18 protein-coding genes are annotated in these 20,145 nt (G+C 62.3%); 9 read left to right on the forward strand and 9 right to left on the reverse strand.

The window, feature by feature from the left end:
• Positions 1-94 precede the first annotated feature (94 nt).
• The 3 genes from CSV86_RS23795 to CSV86_RS23805 all read right to left on the reverse strand — a co-directional run bounded on the left by CSV86_RS23795 (position 95) and on the right by CSV86_RS23805 (position 4,303).
• A complete protein-coding gene (locus CSV86_RS23795; RefSeq protein ID WP_009396123.1) occupies positions 95-691 on the reverse strand; it encodes a DUF924 family protein in 597 nt (198 codons plus the stop codon).
• Between the two features lie 6 nt (positions 692-697).
• A complete protein-coding gene (locus tag CSV86_RS23800) occupies positions 698-1,708 on the reverse strand; it encodes a class 1 fructose-bisphosphatase (RefSeq protein WP_009396122.1) in 1,011 nt (336 codons plus the stop codon).
• Between the two features lie 144 nt (positions 1,709-1,852).
• Positions 1,853-4,303 carry a glycogen/starch/alpha-glucan phosphorylase gene (locus CSV86_RS23805; protein ID WP_009396121.1) on the reverse strand — a complete coding sequence of 817 codons (2,451 nt, stop codon included), beginning with the start codon at positions 4,301-4,303 and terminating at the stop codon, positions 1,853-1,855.
• Between the two features lie 210 nt (positions 4,304-4,513).
• Between CSV86_RS23805 and CSV86_RS23810 the strand changes: the two genes are divergently transcribed.
• Positions 4,514-4,918 carry a YkgJ family cysteine cluster protein gene (locus CSV86_RS23810; RefSeq protein ID WP_009396120.1) on the forward strand — a complete coding sequence of 135 codons (405 nt, stop codon included), beginning with the start codon at positions 4,514-4,516 and terminating at the stop codon, positions 4,916-4,918.
• Between the two features lie 157 nt (positions 4,919-5,075).
• Here the strand turns inward: CSV86_RS23810 and typA are convergent, their stop codons facing one another.
• Together typA and thiI are read right to left on the reverse strand one after the other, a co-directional pair.
• A complete protein-coding gene (gene typA / locus CSV86_RS23815; protein WP_009396119.1) occupies positions 5,076-6,899 on the reverse strand; it encodes a translational GTPase TypA in 1,824 nt (607 codons plus the stop codon).
• A gap of 115 nt (positions 6,900-7,014) precedes the next feature.
• Complete coding sequence (gene thiI / locus CSV86_RS23820; RefSeq protein ID WP_009396118.1) at positions 7,015-8,469, reverse strand: tRNA uracil 4-sulfurtransferase ThiI; 1,455 nt, start codon at positions 8,467-8,469, stop codon at positions 7,015-7,017.
• A 330-nt stretch (positions 8,470-8,799) separates the two neighbouring features.
• Here thiI and glnA point away from each other — a divergent pair, with 330 nt between their 5' ends.
• The 5 genes from glnA to ntrC all read left to right on the forward strand — a co-directional run bounded on the left by glnA (position 8,800) and on the right by ntrC (position 14,378).
• On the forward strand, positions 8,800-10,206 hold the full coding sequence (gene glnA / locus CSV86_RS23825; protein WP_009396117.1) for a type I glutamate--ammonia ligase: 1,407 nt from the start codon (positions 8,800-8,802) through the stop codon (positions 10,204-10,206).
• Between the two features lie 144 nt (positions 10,207-10,350).
• On the forward strand, positions 10,351-10,794 hold the full coding sequence (locus CSV86_RS23830) for a cupin domain-containing protein (protein WP_009396116.1): 444 nt from the start codon (positions 10,351-10,353) through the stop codon (positions 10,792-10,794).
• 330 nt (positions 10,795-11,124) lie between these two features.
• Positions 11,125-11,601 carry a gamma subclass chorismate mutase AroQ gene (gene aroQ, locus CSV86_RS23835; protein ID WP_311985865.1) on the forward strand — a complete coding sequence of 159 codons (477 nt, stop codon included), beginning with the start codon at positions 11,125-11,127 and terminating at the stop codon, positions 11,599-11,601.
• Between the two features lie 258 nt (positions 11,602-11,859).
• The gene (gene glnL / locus CSV86_RS23840) at positions 11,860-12,945 is read left to right on the forward strand and encodes a nitrogen regulation protein NR(II) (protein ID WP_009396106.1); all 1,086 of its coding nucleotides are present in this window, start codon (positions 11,860-11,862) and stop codon (positions 12,943-12,945) included.
• Positions 12,942-14,378, forward strand: coding sequence for a nitrogen regulation protein NR(I) (ntrC, locus tag CSV86_RS23845; RefSeq protein ID WP_009396104.1), 1,437 nt, complete (start codon positions 12,942-12,944; stop codon positions 14,376-14,378). Before glnL ends, ntrC begins: the two co-directional genes overlap by 4 nt.
• Positions 14,379-14,673: 295 nt before the next feature.
• Here ntrC and CSV86_RS23850 read toward each other — a convergent pair whose 3' ends face one another.
• Positions 14,674-15,114 (reverse strand): hypothetical protein, encoded by a 441-nt coding sequence (locus CSV86_RS23850; RefSeq protein ID WP_009396102.1) that lies wholly within the window; start codon positions 15,112-15,114, stop codon positions 14,674-14,676.
• Between CSV86_RS23850 and trmL the strand changes: the two genes are divergently transcribed.
• Positions 15,113-15,568 (forward strand): tRNA (uridine(34)/cytosine(34)/5-carboxymethylaminomethyluridine(34)-2'-O)-methyltransferase TrmL, encoded by a 456-nt coding sequence (gene trmL, locus CSV86_RS23855; RefSeq protein WP_009396100.1) that lies wholly within the window; start codon positions 15,113-15,115, stop codon positions 15,566-15,568. The genes CSV86_RS23850 and trmL overlap by 2 nt on opposite strands.
• Positions 15,569-15,713: 145 nt before the next feature.
• On the opposite strand, the gene secB is transcribed toward trmL, so the two are convergent.
• Genes secB through CSV86_RS23870 form a run of 3 tightly spaced genes read right to left on the reverse strand, consistent with a single transcriptional unit; the run spans position 15,714 to position 16,906 of the window.
• Positions 15,714-16,193 (reverse strand): protein-export chaperone SecB, encoded by a 480-nt coding sequence (secB, locus tag CSV86_RS23860; RefSeq protein WP_009396097.1) that lies wholly within the window; start codon positions 16,191-16,193, stop codon positions 15,714-15,716.
• A gap of 40 nt (positions 16,194-16,233) precedes the next feature.
• Positions 16,234-16,488, reverse strand: coding sequence for a glutaredoxin 3 (gene grxC, locus CSV86_RS23865; RefSeq protein WP_009396096.1), 255 nt, complete (start codon positions 16,486-16,488; stop codon positions 16,234-16,236).
• A gap of 1 nt (position 16,489) precedes the next feature.
• Positions 16,490-16,906, reverse strand: a complete 417-nt coding sequence (locus CSV86_RS23870) for a rhodanese-like domain-containing protein (RefSeq protein ID WP_009396095.1) — start codon at positions 16,904-16,906, stop codon at positions 16,490-16,492.
• Between the two features lie 214 nt (positions 16,907-17,120).
• Between CSV86_RS23870 and gpmI the strand changes: the two genes are divergently transcribed.
• A complete protein-coding gene (gene gpmI, locus CSV86_RS23875) occupies positions 17,121-18,656 on the forward strand; it encodes a 2,3-bisphosphoglycerate-independent phosphoglycerate mutase (protein ID WP_009396094.1) in 1,536 nt (511 codons plus the stop codon).
• A 180-nt stretch (positions 18,657-18,836) separates the two neighbouring features.
• Complete coding sequence (locus CSV86_RS23880; protein ID WP_009396092.1) at positions 18,837-20,144, forward strand: murein hydrolase activator EnvC family protein; 1,308 nt, start codon at positions 18,837-18,839, stop codon at positions 20,142-20,144.
• The last annotated feature ends 1 nt before the right edge of the window (position 20,145 follow it).

The following is a 20,145-nucleotide window of genomic DNA, read 5'->3' on the forward strand; positions in this document are numbered from 1 at the left end:
CAGGATCGATGGGCCTTGCAGAAGTTGACGGGCGCTAGATAGCAAAACGCCGGCTATGCCGGCGTTTTGCTTTGGGGAACCGCAGGAAACGGGGTCAGAACCGGGAGCCAGGTTCCAGGAGGAAATCCATTTCTTCGCTGGTACTGGGTCGCCCGAGCACCAGGTTGCGGTGCGGGAAGCGCCCGAAACGGGCGATCACGCGCTGATGCTGCTCGGCATAGTCGAGGAATCCCTCGAACAGGCGGCGATCCGCCGCCGGCTGTGCTGCCAGCAGGGTCTGGTAGCGCTCGACGCAGATGTTCTGCCAGTCCAGCACTTCGGCATGCTCCAGCACCAGCAGGATGAACACCCGCTGCAATGGCAGCAGCTGGTAGTCCCAGGCCCGGTCCAGGCCCTGCATCACCAGGACCTGGGCGCGCCGGTCGCCATCGAAGGCGCGCGGCGTGTCGCGGTAGATCATCCGCGGCAACTGGTCCAGCAACAGCACCAGCCCGAGCCAGCCCTGCGGGCTTTCCAGCCACTCCTCCAGGCCTCCGGCCAGCGCCTGCTCGACCAGCGGGCCGAAGCGCTCCTGCGCCTCGGCGTCATGCTGCTTGCCGAACCACAGCGTGCTCTTCTCGTCAGCGACGTCCTGCGGGCTGGTGCCCCATCCGAACCACCATTCCAGCAGCGGCTGCCAAGGTGCGAGCATGGCGGGTTACTCCTGGTGATAACCGGTGACGCGCTGGACTTCCTCTTTCGAACCGAGGAATACCGCAACGCGCTGGTGCAGGCTGTCCGGCTGGATGTCGAGGATACGCTGCTTGCCATCGGTGGACGCACCGCCGGCCTGCTCGATGATGAACGACATCGGGTTGGCTTCGTACATCAAACGCAGCTTGCCCGGCTTGGACGGCTCGCGCGCGTCACGCGGGTACATGAACAGGCCGCCACGGGTCAGGATGCGATGCACGTCGGCCACCATCGAGGCGATCCAGCGCATGTTGTAGTTCTTCTTCAGCGGGCCGGTCTCGCCTGCCAGCAGCTCGCCAACATAGCGGGTCACCGGTTCTTCCCAGTGACGCTGGTTGGACATGTTGATGGCGAATTCGGCGGTGCTTTCCGGAACCTTGATGTTCTCGTGGGTCAGGACGAAGCTGCCCAGCTCGCGATCCAGGGTGAAGCCCTTGACGCCGTTGCCCAGGGTCAGGATCAGCATGGTCTGCGGGCCGTAGATGGCATAGCCGGCGGCAACCTGCTTGGTGCCCGGCTGGAGGAAGGCCTTTTCGTTGAGGCTTTCGTTCTGGCTCAGGTACTCGTTAGGGCAGCGCAGTACCGAGAAGATGGTGCCGACCGAGACGTTGACGTCGATGTTCGACGAGCCGTCCAGCGGGTCGAAGACCAGCAGGTAGGCGCCTTTCGGATATTTGCCCGGAATCTGGTAGGCATTGTCCATTTCTTCCGAGGCCATGCCGGCCAGGTGGCCGCCCCACTCGTTGGCTTCAAGCAGGATGTCGTTGGAAATCACGTCCAGTTTCTTCTGGACTTCGCCCTGCACGTTTTCGGTGCCCATGCTGCCCAGCACACCGCCGAGGGCGCCCTTGGAGACGTTGTGGCTGATTTCCTTGCATGCACGCGCCACCACTTCGATCAGGAAGCGCAGATCGGCAGGGGTGCTGTTGCTACGGGTCTGCTCAATCAGATAGCGACTCAGGGTAACGCGGGACATGTATGGCTCCGGAGGAATGAGGGAGTAAGAAAAACCCACGCAGTTTACAGGGAGAGGCAGGCGCGGGCGAGCAGTAGGACAGCCCTGCCCGATCAGACGGCACATCCGGGATCTGGTTCCCGCCGTTCGCCGCGCCTTCCCCGGTCATTCCAGCGCCGTCCAGATTTCCCGGGCATATTCGCCGATGGTGCGGTCCGAAGAGAACCAGCCCATGCGTGCGGTATTGAGCACCGCCGAGCGCCACCAGCGATCAGGCTCGTGCCAGAGCTCGTCAACCCGTCGCTGGGCCTCCCAATAGGCGTCGAAATCGGCGCAAAGCAGGAAGCGGTCGTAGGACACCAGCGAATCCACCAGCCCGACGTATCGCGCCGGATCGTCAGGCGAGAACACACCGCCACGGATCGCCTGGAGCACGTCGTTGAGCCGGTGCGAGGCCCCGATGATCGGACTGGCATCGAAATCGCCGTTGCGCTTGCGGCCTTCGACCTGCTGGGCGGTGAGGCCGAAGATGAACATGTGCTCGGCCCCGACCTGTTCGCACATTTCCACGTTGGCGCCATCGAGGGTGCCGATGGTCAGTGCGCCGTTGAGGCCGAACTTCATGTTGCTGGTGCCCGAGGCCTCGTAGCCGGCGGTGGAGATCTGCTCGGAAAGGTCTGCCGCCGGGATGATGCTTTCCGCCAGGCTGACGTTGTAGTTGGGCAGGAACACCACCTTGAGCAGGCCGCGTACCGTCGGGTCGTTGTTGACGACCTGGGCGATATCGTTGGCCAGCTTGATGATCAGCTTGGCCTGGTGATAGCTGGCTGCGGCCTTGCCGGCGAAGATCTTCACCCGCGGCACCCAGTCGGTGCCCGGCTCGGCACGGATCGCCTGGTACAGGGCGACGGTGTGCATCAGGTTGAGCAACTGGCGCTTGTACTCGTGGATACGCTTGACCTGAACGTCGAACATCGCCTCCGGATTGACGGTGATGCCCAGGCGCTCCTGGATGATCGCCGCCAGTGCACGCTTGCTGTGCAGGCGCTGCTCGGCGAACTTCTTGCGGAAGCCGGGCTTGTCGGCGAAGGGTTCCAGGTCTCGCAGCCTGGTTTCCGGGCTGTCCAGCAGGTCCTCGCCGAGGGCGTTGACCAGCATGGCGGTGAGCTGCGGATTGGACTGGTACAGCCAGCGGCGGAAGGTAATGCCGTTGGTCTTGTTATTGATCCGCTCCGGGTAGAGCTTGTGCAGCTCGGAAAACACCGTGCTGCGCATCAGCTTGGTGTGCAATGCCGAGACGCCGTTGACGCTGTGCGAACCGAGGAACGCCAGGTTGCCCATGCGCACCCGGCGGCCGTTGTCTTCCTCGATCAGCGACACCGCGCGCAGCACGTCGAAGTCGTGGATGCCCTTGGCCCGCAGCGAGTCGATGTGATACGCGTTGATCAGGTAGATGATCTGCATGTGCCGCGGCAGCATGCGCTCCATCAGGTTCACCGCCCAGGTCTCCAGCGCTTCCGGGAGCAGGGTGTGGTTGGTGTAGGCCAGGGTATTGACGGTCAGTTGCCAGGCGGTGTCCCACGGCACTTCATGCTGGTCGACCAGCAGGCGCATCAGTTCGGCCACGGCGATCGACGGATGGGTGTCGTTGAGCTGGATGGCTGCCTGGTCAGGCAGGTTGAGCAGGGTGTCATGCATGTTCAGGTGGCGGCGCAGCAAGTCCTGCAGCGAGGCCGAAACGAAGAAGTATTCCTGGCGCAGGCGCAACTCCTGCCCGGCCTCGGTGCTGTCGGCCGGGTAAAGCACCCGGGAAATGCTCTCGGCCCGGGCCACTTCCGCCACCGCGCCCAGGTGGTCGCCCGCATTGAAGCGTTCCAGGTGCAGCTCCTCCAGCGCCCTCGCCCGCCACAGGCGCAGGGTATTGACGCTCGCGCCACGCCAGCCCACCACTGGCGTGTCATAGGCCACCGCACGTACGGTTTCCGCCGGCCACCACACCTGGCGCGGCTCGCCATCGCCGCCGTGCACGGTCTCCACTCGCCCGCCGAAGCTGATCGGATAGATCACCTCGGCCCGCTCGAACTCCCAGGGGTTGCCGAAATCCAGCCAGTTCTCGGTCTGCTCCTGCTGCCAGCCATCCACCACCGCCTGGCGGAACAGCCCGTGTTCGTAGCGGATGCCATAGCCGTGGGCGGCGATACCGAGGGTCGACATGGACTCCATGAAACACGCGGCCAGGCGCCCGAGGCCGCCATTGCCCAGCGCCGCGTCGGGCTCCAGCAGGCGGATGCGCTCCAGGTCCACGTCGAGCCCCTGCAGGGCTTCGCGGGCCACCTCCAGCAGGCCGAGGTTGCTCAGGCTGTCGTAGAGCAGCCGGCCGATCAGGAATTCCAGGGAAAGGTAATAGACCCGCTTCTGGCTACTGCGGTAGATCTGCCGCGTGTGGTCCATCCAGTGATCGACCATGTGGTCCCTGGCGGCCAGGGCGATGGCTTCGAACCAGTCATGGTCGAAGGCGTGTTCCGGGTCCTTGCCGACCGCATAGGTCAGTTTTTCCAGTACAGCGGTGCGAAACGCGGCCACCTCTGCGTCACGAGCGTTCGATTCCTGAGACATGCGGGGTCCTCGAGCGGGTTTGACGATTGCCGATGGTGATCTGACAGCCTAGACGCTTCGACACAGAGCGTCGGCGCGGGTTCGCCAGGGCTCGTTGCAAACCTCTGCAAAAGCGGGACCGATTGCCAGGGTTTTCGCAAATGGTTGTTCACATTTTGATCAACTCCGGTATGATCGCGCGCCTTCCCATACCTATATGCCTGACCCCTGATGAAACCGACCCTGATTGCCGCCGCCGAGCTCGACCGTCTCGAAACGTGGCAGAAATACGCCAGCCACATGTGCGGCGGCTGCATGTCCACCTGTTGCACCTTGCCGGTGGAAGTGAAGTTGAAAGACCTGATCCGTATTGGCGTGGTGGACGAATTCGAAGTCGGCGAGCCGCCGAAGAATATCGCCAAGCGGTTGCAGAAGGATGGCATCGTCGAGCGCTTCAACCAGAAGTCCGGGATCTTCACCCTGACCCGCATGAGCAACGACGACTGCCTCTATCTGGACCGCAAGACCCGCCTGTGCACCATTTACGACAAGCGTCCGGACACCTGCCGCAATCACCCACGGGTCGGGCCGCGGCCGGGGTACTGTGCCTACAAGCCGAAGCCGGCGAGCCGCTAAAAGCATCGCTGGCAAGCCAGCTCCCACAGGTACGGCGCATGCAGACCCTGTGGGAGCTGGCTTGCCAGCGATGAGGCCCTGAAAAACACTACAAGAACATCAGGCAAAAAAAAGCCCCCGGCCTTGCGACCGGGGGCTTTTTCATTTCAAGCCGGGCTTAGTTGGCCTTGGCTTTCTTGGCAGCGCGGGTACGCTCGCCTTCGTCGAGGATCTTCTTGCGCAGACGGATCGACTTAGGAGTAACTTCGCACAGCTCGTCGTCTTGGATGAATTCCAGGGCCTGTTCCAGGGTGAAACGAACCGGCGGAACCAGGGCGATGGTCTCATCCTTGCCCGAAGCACGCATGTTGTCGAGCTTCTTGCCTTTGGTAGGGTTCACACCCAGGTCGTTGTCACGGCTGTTCAGACCAACGATCTGACCGTTGTAGATTTCCTGGCCGTGCTCGACGAACAGCTTGCCGCGCGCCTGCAGGGTTTCCAGGGAGTAGGTCAGGGCCTTGCCGGTCTCGACCGAAACCAGTACGCCGTTCAGGCGGCCGGACATGTGGCCGGATTTCATGGTGTCGTAGCGGTCGAAGATCGAGGTCAGGATGCCTGCACCGTTGGTCAGGGTCAGGAACTGGTTACGGAAACCGATCAGACCACGAGCTGGAATGTTGTATTCCAGACGTACACGGCCCTTGCCATCCGGCGCCATGTTGGTCAGGTCGCCCTTGCGCAGGCCCATTTCTTCCATGACCTTGCCCTGGGATTCTTCAGGGATGTCGATGGTGACGTTCTCGAACGGCTCGTGCTTGACGCCGTTGACTTCGCGGATGATTACCTCGGGACGACCAACAGCCATCTCGAAGCCTTCGCGACGCATGGTTTCGATCAGGACCGACAGGTGCAGTTCACCACGGCCGGAAACCTTGAACTTGTCGGCCGAGTCGCCTTCTTCAACGCGCAGTGCAACGTTGTACAGCAGTTCCTTGTCCAGACGCTCCTTGATGTTGCGGGAGGTCACGAACTTGCCTTCCTTGCCGCAGAACGGCGAGTCGTTCACCTGGAAGGTCATGGAAACGGTCGGCTCGTCGACGGTCAGCGGCTTCATCGCTTCGACTGCGTCCGGGGAGCACAGGGTGTCGGAGATGAACAGCTCGTCGAAACCGCTGATGCAGACGATGTCGCCAGCCTGGGCTTCTTCGACGTCAACGCGGTGCAGGCCGTGGTGGCCCATCAGCTTCAGGATACGACCGTTGCGGCGCTTGCCGTCGGTGTCGATGGCGACAACCGGGGTGTTCGGCTTGACGCGGCCACGGGCGATACGGCCAACGCCGATAACACCGAGGAAGCTGTTGTAGTCCAGAGCGGAGATCTGCATCTGGAACGGACCATCACGGTCAACGGCAGGCGCTGGTACGTTGTCGACGATCGACTGGTACAGCGGGGTCATGTCTTCGGCCATTTCGGTGTGGTCCAGGCCGGCGATGCCGTTCAGGGCCGAGGCGTAGACGACCTTGAAGTCCAGCTGTTCGTCGGTGGCGCCGAGGTTGTCGAACAGGTCGAAGATCTGGTCCAGGACCCAGTCAGGACGCGCGCCCGGACGGTCGACCTTGTTGATCACGACGATCGGCTTCAGACCGGCTTCGAAAGCCTTCTTGGTCACGAAACGGGTTTGCGGCATAGGGCCGTCCTGGGCGTCGACCAGCAGCAGCACGGAGTCGACCATCGACATTACGCGCTCTACTTCACCACCGAAGTCGGCGTGGCCGGGGGTGTCGACGATGTTGATGTGGTAGCCATTCCAGTTGATGGCGGTGTTCTTCGCCAGAATGGTAATACCGCGCTCTTTTTCCTGGTCATTGGAGTCCATGACGCGCTCGTCGTTGAGCTCGTTACGCTCCAGGGTGCCGGATTGGCGCAGGAGTTTGTCGACCAGGGTGGTTTTACCATGGTCAACGTGGGCGATGATGGCGATGTTGCGCAGATTCTCAATCACTGTGTGTATCTCGATCTCAGGTATTCGGTGCCGCCGCCAGGGCAGCGGGTTTCAGTAAACGGAGCAGGAAATCCGGTCGGGAGGACGATGGCGGGAACGATCGCCATCGTGCTTCCTAGGCGGGGCGATAAACGCGCACATTGGCGTGTCCCTCACTGAGCAGGTGATGAGCATGCAGGCGGCTCATGACACCTTTATCGCAATAGAGCAAATATTGGCGGTTGCCATCCAGGTGCTTGAAGCGGCTGTTCAGGGCATAGAACGGCACGGCCTGGACTTCGATGCCGTCGAGTTGCAGGGGCGCGTCTTCCTGGGCATCGGGGTGGCGGATATCGATGACGATCTGGCCCGGCAGGGCTTCGGCAAGCTCTTCGACCTGCACGTCCTGGCCCAGTTCATCGATCACGTTGTCGATGGAGATGTAGCGGGCACGCTCCAGGGCGCGCTCCAGCACCTGCATGTCGAACTGCTTCTCTTCGTGATCGACGCGATGGCGCTTGGCGCAGGTGGTCGGGTTCACCGAGATCACACCGCAATATTCCGGCATATGCTTGGCGAACTCGGCGGTACCGATCTGGTAGGCCTGGTCGATGATGTCCTGCTTGTGGCTGGCCAGCAGCGGACGCAGCACCAGCTTGTCGGTGGCCGAGTCGATCACCGCGAGGTTCGGCAGGGTCTGGCTGGACACCTGGGAAATCGCCTCGCCGGTCACCAGCGCATCGATCTCCAGGCGGTCGGCAACGCGGGCGGCAGCGCGCAGCATCATGCGCTTGAGGGTCACGCCCATATAGCTGTTGTCGACCTTGCCGAGGATCTCGCCAACCACTTCCTCGAACGGCACGCTGACGAACAGCACGCGCTGGCTGCTGCCGTATTTCTTCCACAGGTAGTGGGCGACTTCCATCACCCCCAGCTCGTGGGCACGGCCACCCAGGTTGAAGAAGCAGAAGTGGGTCATCAGGCCGCGGCGCATCATCTGGAAGGCCGCGACGGTAGAGTCGAACCCGCCGGACATCAGTACCAGGGTCTGCTCCAGCGCGCCCAGCGGGTAGCCGCCGATACCCTTGTGCTGGTTGTGGATCACGTAGAGGCGTTTGTCGCGGATCTCGATGCGCACTTCCACTTCGGGATTGCGCAGGTCGATGCCGGCAGCACCGCACTGCTGGCGCAACTGGCTGCCCACGTAGCGATCGACGTCCATCGAGGTGAAATCATGGTGGCCGCCGCGCTTGCAGCGCACGGCGAAGCGCTTGCCGGCCAGCAGGTAGCCGAAGTGGGTCTTGCACTTGGCGACGATATCGTCGAAGTCGCCCAGCGGGTATTCGTCCACCTGGAGGAAATGCGCGATGCCCGGCATGCAGGTCAGGCGCTCGGTGATCTCGCGCAGCACTTTCTCGTCCTCGACGCGGGTAACCACTTCGAGGTTGTCCCAGACACCATCGACCTTGACCTCGGGGTCGAGCTCACGCAGCACGGCGCGGATATTGCGGCCGAGCTGACGGATGAACCGCTTGCGCACCGGGCGGCTCTTGATGGTGATTTCTGGAAAGACTTTGACGATCAGTTTCATGGAAAACAGCGCGCGAGCGGCCAGCCGAAAAAGGGGGGCGCGGATTATAGCGGAAATTGCTCAAGGTTTGACCAACTTTTGTCCGATGACCTTAATGCGCACCAAATTGGTTCAACTGCGTAATTCGCCGCATCTAAAGAGTGCAGAAAAAAACCACATTTCTTACAGAATCGGCTTAAACGCGAGAAAAGGGGGCATAAATCCCGTTTTCGGGCACTGGCATGCAATTTGCTCCCTTGTGAGGCAGGTTGCCTTGGTCGAGTATTCCGGCCCGGCATCACCCAAATTCAAGGGCTGCACAGGCAAGCTCTACCCCACCCGGAGGACACCATGTCGAAGTCGGTTCAACTCATCAAAGATCATGACGTTAAATGGATTGATCTGCGCTTCACTGACACCCGCGGCACCCAGCACCACGTCACCATGCCAGCCCGTGACGCGCTGGAAGACGACTTCTTCGAAGTCGGCAAGATGTTCGACGGTTCCTCCATCGCTGGCTGGAAAGGCATCGAAGCCTCCGACATGATCCTGATGCCGGTCGACGAAACCGCCGTCCTGGACCCGTTCACCGAAGAGCCGACCCTGATCCTGGTCTGCGACATCATCGAACCTTCGAGCATGCAAGGCTACGATCGCGACCCACGTGCGATCGCCAAGCGCGCCGAAGAGTACCTGAAGAGCACCGGCATCGGTGACACCGCCTTCGCAGGCCCGGAGCCTGAGTTCTTCATCTTCGACGAAGTGAAGTTCAAGTCCGACATCTCCGGCTCGATGTTCAAGATCTTCTCCGAGCAAGGCTCCTGGATGTCCGACCAGGACGTCGAAGGCGGCAACAAGGGCCACCGTCCAGGCGTCAAGGGCGGCTACTTCCCTGTTCCACCGTTCGACCACGACCACGAAATCCGTACCGCCATGTGCAACGCACTGGAAGAGATGGGCCAGACCGTCGAAGTCCACCACCACGAAGTGGCGACTGCCGGCCAGAACGAAATCGGCGTCAAGTTCAACACCCTGGTGAAGAAGGCCGACGAAGTCCAGACCCTGAAGTACGTCGTGCACAACGTTGCCGATGCCTACGGCCGCACCGCGACCTTCATGCCGAAGCCGCTGTACGGTGACAACGGCTCGGGCATGCACGTGCACATGTCGATCTGGAAAGAAGGCAAGAACACCTTCTCCGGCGAAGGCTATGCCGGCCTGTCCGACACCGCCCTGTACTTCATCGGCGGCATCATCAAGCACGGCAAGGCGCTGAACGGCTTCACCAACCCTTCGACCAACTCCTACAAGCGTCTGGTCCCAGGCTTCGAAGCCCCGGTCATGCTGGCCTACTCGGCTCGCAACCGTTCCGCCTCGATCCGCATTCCTTACGTCGGCAGCCCGAAAGCCCGCCGTATCGAAGCCCGCTTCCCGGATCCGGCTGCCAACCCGTACCTGGCCTTCGCTGCCCTGCTGATGGCCGGCCTGGACGGCATCCAGAACAAGATCCACCCAGGCGACGCAGCGGACAAGAACCTGTACGACCTGCCACCAGAAGAAGCCAAGGAAATCCCGCAAGTCTGCGGCAGCCTGAAAGAGGCCCTGGAAGAACTGGACAAAGGCCGTGCGTTCCTGACCAAGGGCGGCGTGTTCTCCGACGACTTCATCGATGCCTACATCGCTCTGAAATCCGAGGAAGAAATCAAGGTCCGTACCTTCGTACACCCACTGGAATACGACCTGTACTACAGCTGCTAATCCAGTGACGCACGCGCAAGCGGCGTAAGTGTGAAAAGGCCTCCTTCGGGAGGCCTTTTTCTTACAGGCTTCAGCTCCAGAGCTGATAGTCCAGCGTTTCCCTCTCCACCATGCTGGTCCGCTCCCACTCAGCGAGACCCTGCCATGATCAAACGTCTCTTCCTTGTCGGTTCACTGGCCCTGATCGGCGCCTGCTCCAGTGCTCCCGCCACCAAGCCCGTCGATGCACAGCTCCTGCTGCGCACCAGCACCGCCTGGGACGGCTCGCCGTATCCCGACTACCCCGCAGGCAGCCCCGAACTCAGCCTGCTGAAGATCCGTATCGCTCCCGATACCTCCCTGGACTGGCATAGTCATCCTGCACCCAATGCTGGCTACCTGCTGGCGGGCGAGTTGCGCGTCGAAACCCGCGACGGTCGCGAAAAGCGCCTGCGCGCTGGCGAGGCCCTCGCGGAAGTTACCGGCGTAGTCCACCGCGGCCACGCCGGCAGCCGCGGCGCAGAGCTGGTCGTTTTCTATGCGGGCAGCCCGGGCCTGCCTCTTTCCGTGATCGCGGCGCAAGAGGAGCAGGCATTACCTGCACGTTGATCCCAGGCCAGCAACAAGCTTCAAGCGACAAGAAAAAGCAGTCGGCAGCACAGCTTTTTCTTGCGACTTGCAGCTTGAAACTTGGAATTAAGAAAAGGCCTCCCACGGGAGGCCTTTTTCGTACAAGCATCGGCGCTTCCACTGATGTGAAGTCTCTTCCCCCTCGCCCATGCTGGCCCGCTCACTCAAGCGAGGCTGCCCTATGCGATTTATCCTGTTACTCCCCTTGTCGCCCTGATCGGATACAGCGCCCCATCAGTCGCTGGCGAACTGCTCTTTGACGACCTGACCCTCCACGAGGTCGCGCCTCCAGTCGACATACCACCGGAAGTGACCAGACTTATGCGCGTGATCGAGCAGCGAAACGACACCGCTCGCTTGGTGGCGATTTACAAATCGAAGGCTCGCTTGCCCCTCGAGGACCTCAAGCGTGAACAGGAAGTCATCGCCAGTGCCGTCGAGGCGGGCAAGCGTCATGGCTTGAGCGAGGACCGCGTGCGCACCTTCTTTGCCGATCAGATAAAAGCCAGCAAATTTGTCCAGTCCGCCGTCATGACCAACGGGCTATTCGAGAAGCTACCTGACCTCGCCCCCGGAGAAGATCTCGCTTCACTGCGTATCGTTCTCGACCAGATGCAGGAAGAGCTGCTGTCCAGCCTCGCTGCCTTCGATAACGCCAACTACCGGGAGCGATGCCGCATCCTGGTTGGCACCGCACTGGAAAGCAAGAAAAGACAAAAGGGATATCCGCTGATGATGATGGCCGCAACGGCCCAAGCCACCCTCAGCCTGTGCAAAAGCGATTGAGTCCAGGCCAATGCTCTATATTGGTGCGCATAATCATGCGCACCTTCAAACTCCATCCCATTTTGGGTCACAAAATCTCCACTAGCAGGGCTTTGTAGACTTTTTTCGGGCAAACCCAAGGCGTATTACCGGGATTTCCGCTTCTTTTCGGAGCCTTGGTTTGCTTTTTGCATTTTCATCGGATCAGCGAATGACCAGCGTTCGCGCCCCTGGCCGGAGCCGGGTCCGACATGTGCCAAAAGAGGTCAAAGACGCCACATGACCATCAGCGATGCACTGCACCGATTACTACTGGACAACCTGACCACCGCTACCATCCTGCTCAACGCCGAACTGCGCCTTGAGTACATGAACCCGGCGGCGGAGATGCTGCTGGCGATCAGCGGCCAGCGTAGCCATGGCCAGTTCATCAGCGAACTCTTCACCGAGTCCAGCGAGGCCCTGAACTCGCTGCGCCAGGCGGTGGAGCACGCGCACCCCTTCACCAAGCGCGAGGCCCAGCTCACCTCGTTGACCGGGCAAAGCCTGACCGTCGACTACGCCGTTACGCCGATCCTCAGCAACGGGCGCACCCTGCTGCTGCTCGAAGTGCATCCCCGCGACCGTCTGCTGCGCATCACCAAGGAAGAGGCCCAGCTGTCCAAGCAGGAAACCACCAAGATGCTGGTGCGCGGCATGGCCCACGAGATCAAGAACCCGCTCGGCGGAATCCGCGGTGCCGCCCAGTTGCTGGCCCGCGAACTACCCGACGAAGGGCTCAAGGACTACACCAACGTCATCATCGAAGAGGCCGACCGCCTGCGTAACCTGGTAGACCGCATGCTCGGCTCGAACAAGCTGCCGATGCTGGCCCTGACCAACATCCACGAAGTGCTGGAACGGGTATGCAGCCTGGTCGAGGCGGAAAGCCAGGGTGGCATCACTTTGGTGCGCGACTACGACCCGAGCCTGCCGGACGTGCTGATTGACCGCGAACAGATGATCCAGGCGGTACTCAACATCGTCCGCAACGCCATGCAGGCCATCAGCGCGCAGAACGAACTGCGCCTGGGGCGCATCACCCTGCGCAGCCGGGCCATGCGCCAGTTCACCATCGGCCATGTGCGCCATCGCCTGGTGGCCAAGGTCGAGATCATCGACAACGGCCCCGGCATTCCTGCGGAACTGCAGGACACCCTCTTCTATCCCATGGTCAGCGGCCGCCCGGACGGTACCGGGCTGGGCCTGGCCATCACCCAGAACATCATCAGCCAGCACCAGGGCCTGATCGAGTGTGACAGCCACCCGGGCCACACCACCTTCTCGATCTTCCTGCCACTGGAACAAGGAGCCGCTTCCTCATGAGCCGTAGTGAAACTGTCTGGATCGTCGATGACGACCGCTCTATCCGCTGGGTCCTGGAAAAAGCCTTGCAACAGGAAGGCATGAATACCCAGAGCTTCGACAGTGCCGATGGCGTCATGAGCCGCCTGGCCCGCCAGCAGCCGGACGTAATCATTTCCGACATCCGCATGCCGGGCGCCAGTGGCCTCGACCTGCTGGCACAGATCCGCGAGCAGCACCCGCGCCTGCCGGTGATCATCATGACCGCACATTCCGACCTGGACAGCGCGGTGGCTTCCTACCAGGGCGGCGCGTTCGAGTACCTGCCCAAGCCCTTCGACGTGGACGAAGCAGTGTCGCTGGTCAAGCGCGCCAACCAGCATGCCCAGGAACAACAGGGCATGGACGTCGCCCCGGCCCTGACCCGTACCCCGGAAATCATCGGCGAAGCGCCGGCGATGCAGGAGGTGTTCCGTGCCATCGGGCGCCTGAGCCATTCCAACATCACCGTGTTGATCAACGGCGAATCCGGGACCGGCAAGGAGCTGGTGGCCCATGCCCTGCATCGCCACAGCCCACGCGCGAGCGCGCCGTTCATCGCCCTGAACATGGCCGCGATTCCCAAGGACCTGATGGAATCCGAGCTGTTCGGCCACGAGAAAGGCGCCTTCACCGGCGCTGCCAACCTGCGCCGTGGCCGCTTCGAGCAGGCCGACGGCGGCACCCTGTTCCTCGACGAGATCGGCGACATGCCGGCCGACACCCAGACCCGCCTGCTGCGCGTCCTTGCCGACGGCGAGTTCTACCGGGTCGGCGGGCACACGCCGGTCAAGGTCGATGTGCGCATCATTGCAGCGACCCACCAGAACCTGGAAACGTTGGTACAGGCCGGCAAGTTCCGGGAAGACCTGTTCCACCGCCTCAACGTGATCCGCATCCATATTCCGCGCCTGGCCGATCGTCGCGAGGACATCCCGGCCCTGGCCCGTCACTTCCTCGGGCGCGCCGCCCAGGAACTGGCAGTGGAACCCAAGCTGCTCAAGCCGGAAACCGAGGAATTCATCCGCAACCTTCCCTGGCCGGGCAACGTGCGCCAGCTGGAGAATACCTGCCGCTGGATCACGGTCATGGCCTCCGGCCGCGAAGTCCATGTCGGTGACCTGCCGCCGGAGCTGCTGAGCCTGCCACAGGACGCCGCCCCGGTAACCAACTGGGAACAGGCGCTGCGCCAGTGGGCGGACCAGGCGCTGTCGCGAGGCCAGTCGAGCCTGCTCGACAGCGCCGTGCCGAGCTTCGAGCGAATCATGATCGAGACTGCTCTCAAGCACACCGCCGGCCGCCGCCGGGATGCCGCCGTACTGCTGGGCTGGGGCCGCAATACCCTGACCCGGAAGATCAAGGAACTGGGCATGAAGGTGGACGGTGCCGACGATGGGGACGACGAAGAGTCCTGAACCGACGCAGCGAAATGATCGCGGGGCCGCCGCCTGACACGGAACATCGTGCCAGGCGCCGGCCCCGCGGTCGTTTCAGCCGGGGCACGGCGCGAATGCCCCATTCATGAACCGAAATTGCGCCGCGCGCACCGCCTGAAGGCAAAAATCATCAGCAATCTGCTGAAAATCCCCTTTAATCTGCCCGAAACCCTTGATCCAAGGCGGTTTTGAAAAGTTGGCACAGCGCCTGCATTAGTACAGACATCTCCTGTTTTGGGGGCCTTGGTACAGGCAGGCCGGGGATTCCCCTCTTTTATTCGTGCAGTCTCACCTGCACACGCCAGCGGTCCTCCACTGACTCTCCCGCCCAGCGGGCCTGCAGTGGACGGGCCGCCACCAGGCTCAGCAACAGACCCTGATCGGTCTTGCGCAGCCGCCAGCTCACCGGCTTGTCGCCGAAGCTCAGCTGGCCCTTCCCCGCCTTCCCCTCCGCATCGAACAGCAGTGCCACGGTACCGTCGACGGTTTCGCCGTGCAGCCTGGGTTCCTCGTTGAACCAAAGGTCCAATCCGCCAGTAACCACTTCCACCTGTTCCAGCACCCGGGGCTCGGGCGCGGTCAGGCGGCCGATCATCAGGCCCACCAGCATGCCGAACAGGGCGAGGGAAAACAGGACCCGCGGCCAGGATTTCGAACGCGGGTCCGGCTCGTCGGGGGTAGAATGCGCGTCATCTTTATGCTCGGAGCCGTGCATGTTTCACGTGATCCTTTTTCAACCGGAAATTCCACCCAATACCGGCAACATTATCAGGCTCTGCGCCAACAGCGGCTGCGACCTGCACCTGATCGAGCCGATCGGCTTCGAACTGGACGACAAGCGCCTGCGCCGGGCCGGCCTGGACTACCACGAGTACGCCACCCTGAAGCGCCATGTCGACCTCGCCTCGTGCCTGGAAAGCCTGGGCCAGCCGCGCTTGTTTGCCTTCACCACCAAGGGCTCGCAGCCCTTCCATGAAGTGGCGTTCGAGCCGGGCGATGCGTTTCTGTTCGGGCCGGAGAGCCGTGGTTTGCCGGCAGAGGTACTGGATGCGCTCGAGAGCGGCCAGCGCCTGCGCCTGCCGATGCGCCCGGGCTGCCGCAGCCTGAACCTGTCCAACACCGTCGCCGTGGCCGTCTACGAGGCCTGGCGCCAGCAAGGTTTCGCCTGAAAGAGCATCGCTGGCAAGCCAGCTCCCACAGGGTTACGCGATCCCTGTGGGAGCTGGCTTGCCAGCGATGAGGCCCTCAACCCCACCACAAATCCCACCTGCATAAAAAAACGCCCCGAAGGGCGCTTTCTCGAACCACCATCGCTTACTGCAGCGAAGGCGCTTCGCCGGCTTCCTGCATGCGCTGCATTTCCTGCGCGTACAGGGCGTCGAAGTTGACCGGAGACAGCATCAGCGCCGGGAACGAACCGCGGGTGACCAGGCTGTCCAGCGCTTCGCGAGCGTACGGGAACAGGATGTTCGGGCAGAACGCGCCCAGGGTGTGGCTCATCGAGGCCGCATCCAGGTTCTTGATCAGGAAGATACCGGCCTGCTGGACTTCAGCGATGAAGGCCACTTCGTCACCGTTCTTCACGGTCACCGACAGAGTCAGGACGACCTCGTGGAAGTCGCCTTCCAGGCCTTTCTGCTTGGTGTTCAGGTCAAGGGAAACGCTCGGTTCCCACTGCTGACGGAAGATCGCCGGGCTTTTCGGCGCTTCGAACGACAGGTCACGCACGTAGATGCGCTGCAGGGAGAATTGCGGTGCGCTGTCTTCGGCAGCGCCGTTGTTTTGCTCGGTCATGACAGATCCTTCTTTGCAGGGTCTTTAGAGGGTTTGGGATTCACGCCTGGAGCAGGGCGTCGAGCTTGCCGGCGCGCTCCAGTGCATAAAGATCGTCGCAACCGCCGACGTGGGTTTCGCCGATCCAGATCTGCGGCACCGAGGTGCGCCCGGCCTTCCGGGTCATCTCTGCGCGAACCTGGGGCTTGCCGTCGACCTTGATCTCTTCGAAGGCAATGTTCTTGCTCGCCAGCAGTTGCTTGGCACGCATGCAGTACGGGCAGTAGTCGCTGGAATAGACGATGACCGGCTTCATGTCACTTCACCAGCGGCAGGTTGTCGGCTTTCCAGCTGGACACACCGCCGGACAGCTTGGCGGCGGTGAAGCCGGCCTTGAGCAGGTCGCGGCAGATGGTGCCGGAATGCTGGCCCATGTTGTCGACGATGATCAGGGTCTTGCTGCCTTTGTGCTTTTCCAGCTCGCCGATGCGGGCTGCGAACTTGTCCTGCGGGATGTTGATCGCGCCAACGATGTGGCCTGCCGAGTAGTCCTTGCTGGGACGGATATCGATCACCACGGCCTTGTCGCCGTTGACCAGTGCGGTCAGCTCGCCGTTGCTCAGGCTGCGGCCGCCTTTGCGGGCCTCGTAGACGATCAGCAGAACCAGCAGAACCAGGAAAAGTGCAACCAGCAGGTAGTGATTTGTCGCGAATTCAATCAGATGAGCAACCATCGGAGGGTGTTCCAGGTCATTAAAAATGGCGGCCAGTATACACAGCAGCAATGGGCCGCCAAAGCCTGCTGCGTGGGGTAAACGACAGTAATTCTCATCATGACAATACTGTCTGTCGGGACGACCGTCGCTCAAGGGACGCGGAATTCGTCAAGACTGGCCAATTTGCCCTAAAATGCGCACCTTTCTCATCTACAACCGTGAGTAGATTTTGATGACGAGCACGCCCAAGCCTTTGGTCCTGATCATCCTGGATGGTTTCGGTCACAGCGAAAGCCCCGAGTACAACGCCATCTTCGCCGCCAACACGCCGGTCTACGATCGCCTGCGCGCTACCCGGCCGCATGGCCTGATCTCCGGCTCCGGCATGGACGTCGGGCTGCCCGACGGGCAGATGGGCAACTCGGAAGTCGGCCACATGAACCTCGGCGCCGGCCGGGTCGTGTACCAGGACTTCACCCGCGTGACCAAGGCCATTCGCGACGGCGAGTTCTTCGAGAACCCGGTGCTGACCGGTGCCGTCGACAAAGCCGTGGGTGCCGGCAAGGCCGTGCACATCCTTGGCCTGCTCTCCGACGGTGGCGTGCACAGCCATCAGGATCACCTGGTGGCGATGGCCGAACTGGCCGCGCAGCGGGGTGCCGAGCGCATCTACCTGCACGCCTTCCTCGACGGCCGCGACACCCCGCCACGCAGCGCGCAATCGTCCATCGAACTGCTCGACGCCACCTTCGCCAAACTGGGCAAGGGCCGCATCGCCAGTATCATCGGCCGCTACTACGCAATGGACCGCGACAACCGCTGGGACCGCGTCAGCGCCGCCTACAACCTGATCGTCGACAGCGTTGCCGACTACAGCGCCGACAGTGCCCTGGCCGGCCTCGAAGCCGCCTACGCCCGCGACGAGAGCGACGAATTCGTCAAGCCCACGCGCATCGGCGAAGCCGTGAAGGTCGAGGACGGCGACGCCGTGATCTTCATGAACTTCCGCGCCGACCGCGCCCGCGAGCTGTCCCGCGTGTTCGTCGAGCCGGACTTCAACGAATTCCCCCGTGCACGCCTGCCGAAGCTGGCGGCCTACATCGGCCTGACCCAGTACTCGGCGAAAATCCCGGCCCCGGCGGCCTTCGCCCCGGCCAGCCTGCACAACGTGCTTGGCGAGTACCTGGCCAACAACGGCAAGACCCAGCTGCGCATCGCCGAAACCGAGAAGTACGCACACGTCACCTTCTTCTTCTCGGGCGGTCGCGAAGAGCCGTTCCCCGGCGAAGAACGCATCCTGATCCCGTCGCCGAAGGTCGCCACCTATGACCTGCAACCGGAAATGAGCGCGCCGGAAGTCACCGACCGCATCGTCGAGGCCATCGAGCAACAGCGCTACGACGTGATCGTGGTCAACTACGCCAACGGCGACATGGTCGGCCATACCGGCGTGTTCTCGGCTGCGGTAAAGGCCGTCGAGGCCCTGGACACCTGTATCGGTCGCATCACCGAGGCGCTGGACAAGGTCGGTGGCGAAGCGCTGATCACCGCCGACCACGGCAACGTCGAGCAGATGGAAGACGAATCCACCGGCCAGGCGCACACGGCGCACACCACCGAGCCGGTGCCCTTCATCTATTACGGCAAGCGTGACCTGAAGGTCCGCGAGGGCGGCGTGCTGGCGGACGTGGCGCCGACCATGCTGACCCTGATGGGCATGGAGATTCCGGCGGAGATGACTGGCACCTCGATCCTCGTCAAAGCCTGATTTCGCCCAGGAGGGCCTCATCGCTGGCAAGCCAGCTCCCACCCTTGTGGGAGCTGGCTTGCCAGCGATGAGGCCCGCAAGATCCCCGGAATTCCAGACAAACGCCCCCAAGGGGCGTTTTTTTTGCCGCCAGCGGCGGGCATACTAGGCCGGTCTCCATCCCCTGGTTATCGCCATTCCATGCTTCGCGCCCTGATCCTCCTAGCCCTGACCTGCCTGCTCGGCCCGGCTTTCGCCGACGAGCGCGCGCAAACCCAGCAGCAACTGGACGCCACACGCCAGGACATCGCCGAGCTGAAAAAGAAGCTCGGTGCGCTGCAGGAAGAAAAATCCGGTGTGCAGAAAGACCTGCGCAGCACCGAAACCGATATCGGCAAGCTGGAGAAGCAGGTAGAGGAGCTACAGAAAGAACTAAAAAAGACCGAGGGCGAACTGGAGCGCCTCGACACTGAAAAGAAGACTCTCCAGTCCGCCCGCACCGAACAGCAACGCCTGATCGCCATCCAGGCCCGCTCCGCCTATCAGAACAACGGTCGTGAGGAATACCTCAAGCTGCTGCTCAACCAGCAGAACCCGGAAAAGTTCGCCCGCACGCTCACCTATTACGATTACCTGAGCAAAGCTCGCCTGGAACAATTGCGCAGCTTCAACGAGACCCTGCGCCAGTTGGCTAACGTCGAGAAAGACATTGCCCAGCAGCAGGCCCAACTGCTGGTCCAGCAAGGCACCCTCGACGCCCAGCGCCAGGATCTGGAAAAGACCCGCGCCGAACGCCAGGAAATCCTCGCCAGGCTCAACAGCAACCTGAAGACCAACGACCAGAAGCTGGCTGCCCGCGAGCAGGAGCAGGCCGAGCTGGGCAAGGTGCTCAAGACTATCGAGGAAACCCTGGCACGCCAGGCTCGCGAGGCCGAGGAAGCGCGCCAGCGCGCCCTTGCCGAGCAGGAAGCCGAGAAGAAACGCCAGCGCGAGGCCGCCCTCGCCGCCCGCGAATCGTCGCGCAACACCCAGGACGACGAGCCGAAAAGGCCGCTGCGCACGCCCGGCCCGCTGGTGTCCAGCGACGGAGCGGTCTACGGCGGCGCATTTTCTGCAGCAAGGGGCAAACTTCCGTGGCCGGTCAATGGTCGATTGTTGGCGCGCTTCGGTGAAAGCCGCGGGGACGATGCCCGGGCCAAATGGGACGGGGTGATGATCAGCGCTTCGGCCGGCAGCCAGGTTCATGCGGTACACGGTGGCCGCGTGGTATTCGCCGACTGGTTGCGCGGGGCCGGACTTCTGGTCATTCTCGACCATGGTAACGGTTACCTCAGCCTCTACGGTCATAACCAGACCCTGCTCAAGGGCGCTGGTGACATCGTCAAGGCCGGCGAAGCGATCTCCACCGTTGGCAACAGCGGTGGCCAGAGTACGCCGGCGTTGTACTTCGCCATCCGCCAGCAGGGCCAGCCGACCGACCCGACGCAGTGGTGCCGCGGTCAAGGATAGG

The organism is Pseudomonas bharatica CSV86 (genome assembly GCF_000319305.2).
GTDB lineage: Bacteria > Pseudomonadota > Gammaproteobacteria > Pseudomonadales > Pseudomonadaceae > Aquipseudomonas > Aquipseudomonas bharatica.

Bases quoted from the DNA above. Each gene is read 5' to 3' on its own strand.
- CSV86_RS23810 (WP_009396120.1), top strand. From the start codon at position 4,514: ATGAAACCGACCCTGATTGCCGCCGCCGAGCTCGACCGTCTCGAAACG.
- CSV86_RS23850 (WP_009396102.1), bottom strand. From the start codon at position 15,114: ATGCACGGCTCCGAGCATAAAGATGACGCGCATTCTACCCCCGACGAG.
- ntrC (WP_009396104.1), top strand. From the start codon at position 12,942: ATGAGCCGTAGTGAAACTGTCTGGATCGTCGATGACGACCGCTCTATC.
- gpmI (WP_009396094.1), top strand. From the start codon at position 17,121: ATGACGAGCACGCCCAAGCCTTTGGTCCTGATCATCCTGGATGGTTTC.
- CSV86_RS23870 (WP_009396095.1), bottom strand. From the start codon at position 16,906: ATGGTTGCTCATCTGATTGAATTCGCGACAAATCACTACCTGCTGGTT.
- grxC (WP_009396096.1), bottom strand. From the start codon at position 16,488: ATGAAGCCGGTCATCGTCTATTCCAGCGACTACTGCCCGTACTGCATG.
- glnL (WP_009396106.1), top strand. From the start codon at position 11,860: ATGACCATCAGCGATGCACTGCACCGATTACTACTGGACAACCTGACC.
- thiI (WP_009396118.1), bottom strand. From the start codon at position 8,469: ATGAAACTGATCGTCAAAGTCTTTCCAGAAATCACCATCAAGAGCCGC.
- CSV86_RS23800 (WP_009396122.1), bottom strand. From the start codon at position 1,708: ATGTCCCGCGTTACCCTGAGTCGCTATCTGATTGAGCAGACCCGTAGC.
- CSV86_RS23880 (WP_009396092.1), top strand. From the start codon at position 18,837: ATGCTTCGCGCCCTGATCCTCCTAGCCCTGACCTGCCTGCTCGGCCCG.
- CSV86_RS23795 (WP_009396123.1), bottom strand. From the start codon at position 691: ATGCTCGCACCTTGGCAGCCGCTGCTGGAATGGTGGTTCGGATGGGGC.
- CSV86_RS23805 (WP_009396121.1), bottom strand. From the start codon at position 4,303: ATGTCTCAGGAATCGAACGCTCGTGACGCAGAGGTGGCCGCGTTTCGC.
- secB (WP_009396097.1), bottom strand. From the start codon at position 16,193: ATGACCGAGCAAAACAACGGCGCTGCCGAAGACAGCGCACCGCAATTC.
- trmL (WP_009396100.1), top strand. From the start codon at position 15,113: ATGTTTCACGTGATCCTTTTTCAACCGGAAATTCCACCCAATACCGGC.
- glnA (WP_009396117.1), top strand. From the start codon at position 8,800: ATGTCGAAGTCGGTTCAACTCATCAAAGATCATGACGTTAAATGGATT.
- CSV86_RS23830 (WP_009396116.1), top strand. From the start codon at position 10,351: ATGATCAAACGTCTCTTCCTTGTCGGTTCACTGGCCCTGATCGGCGCC.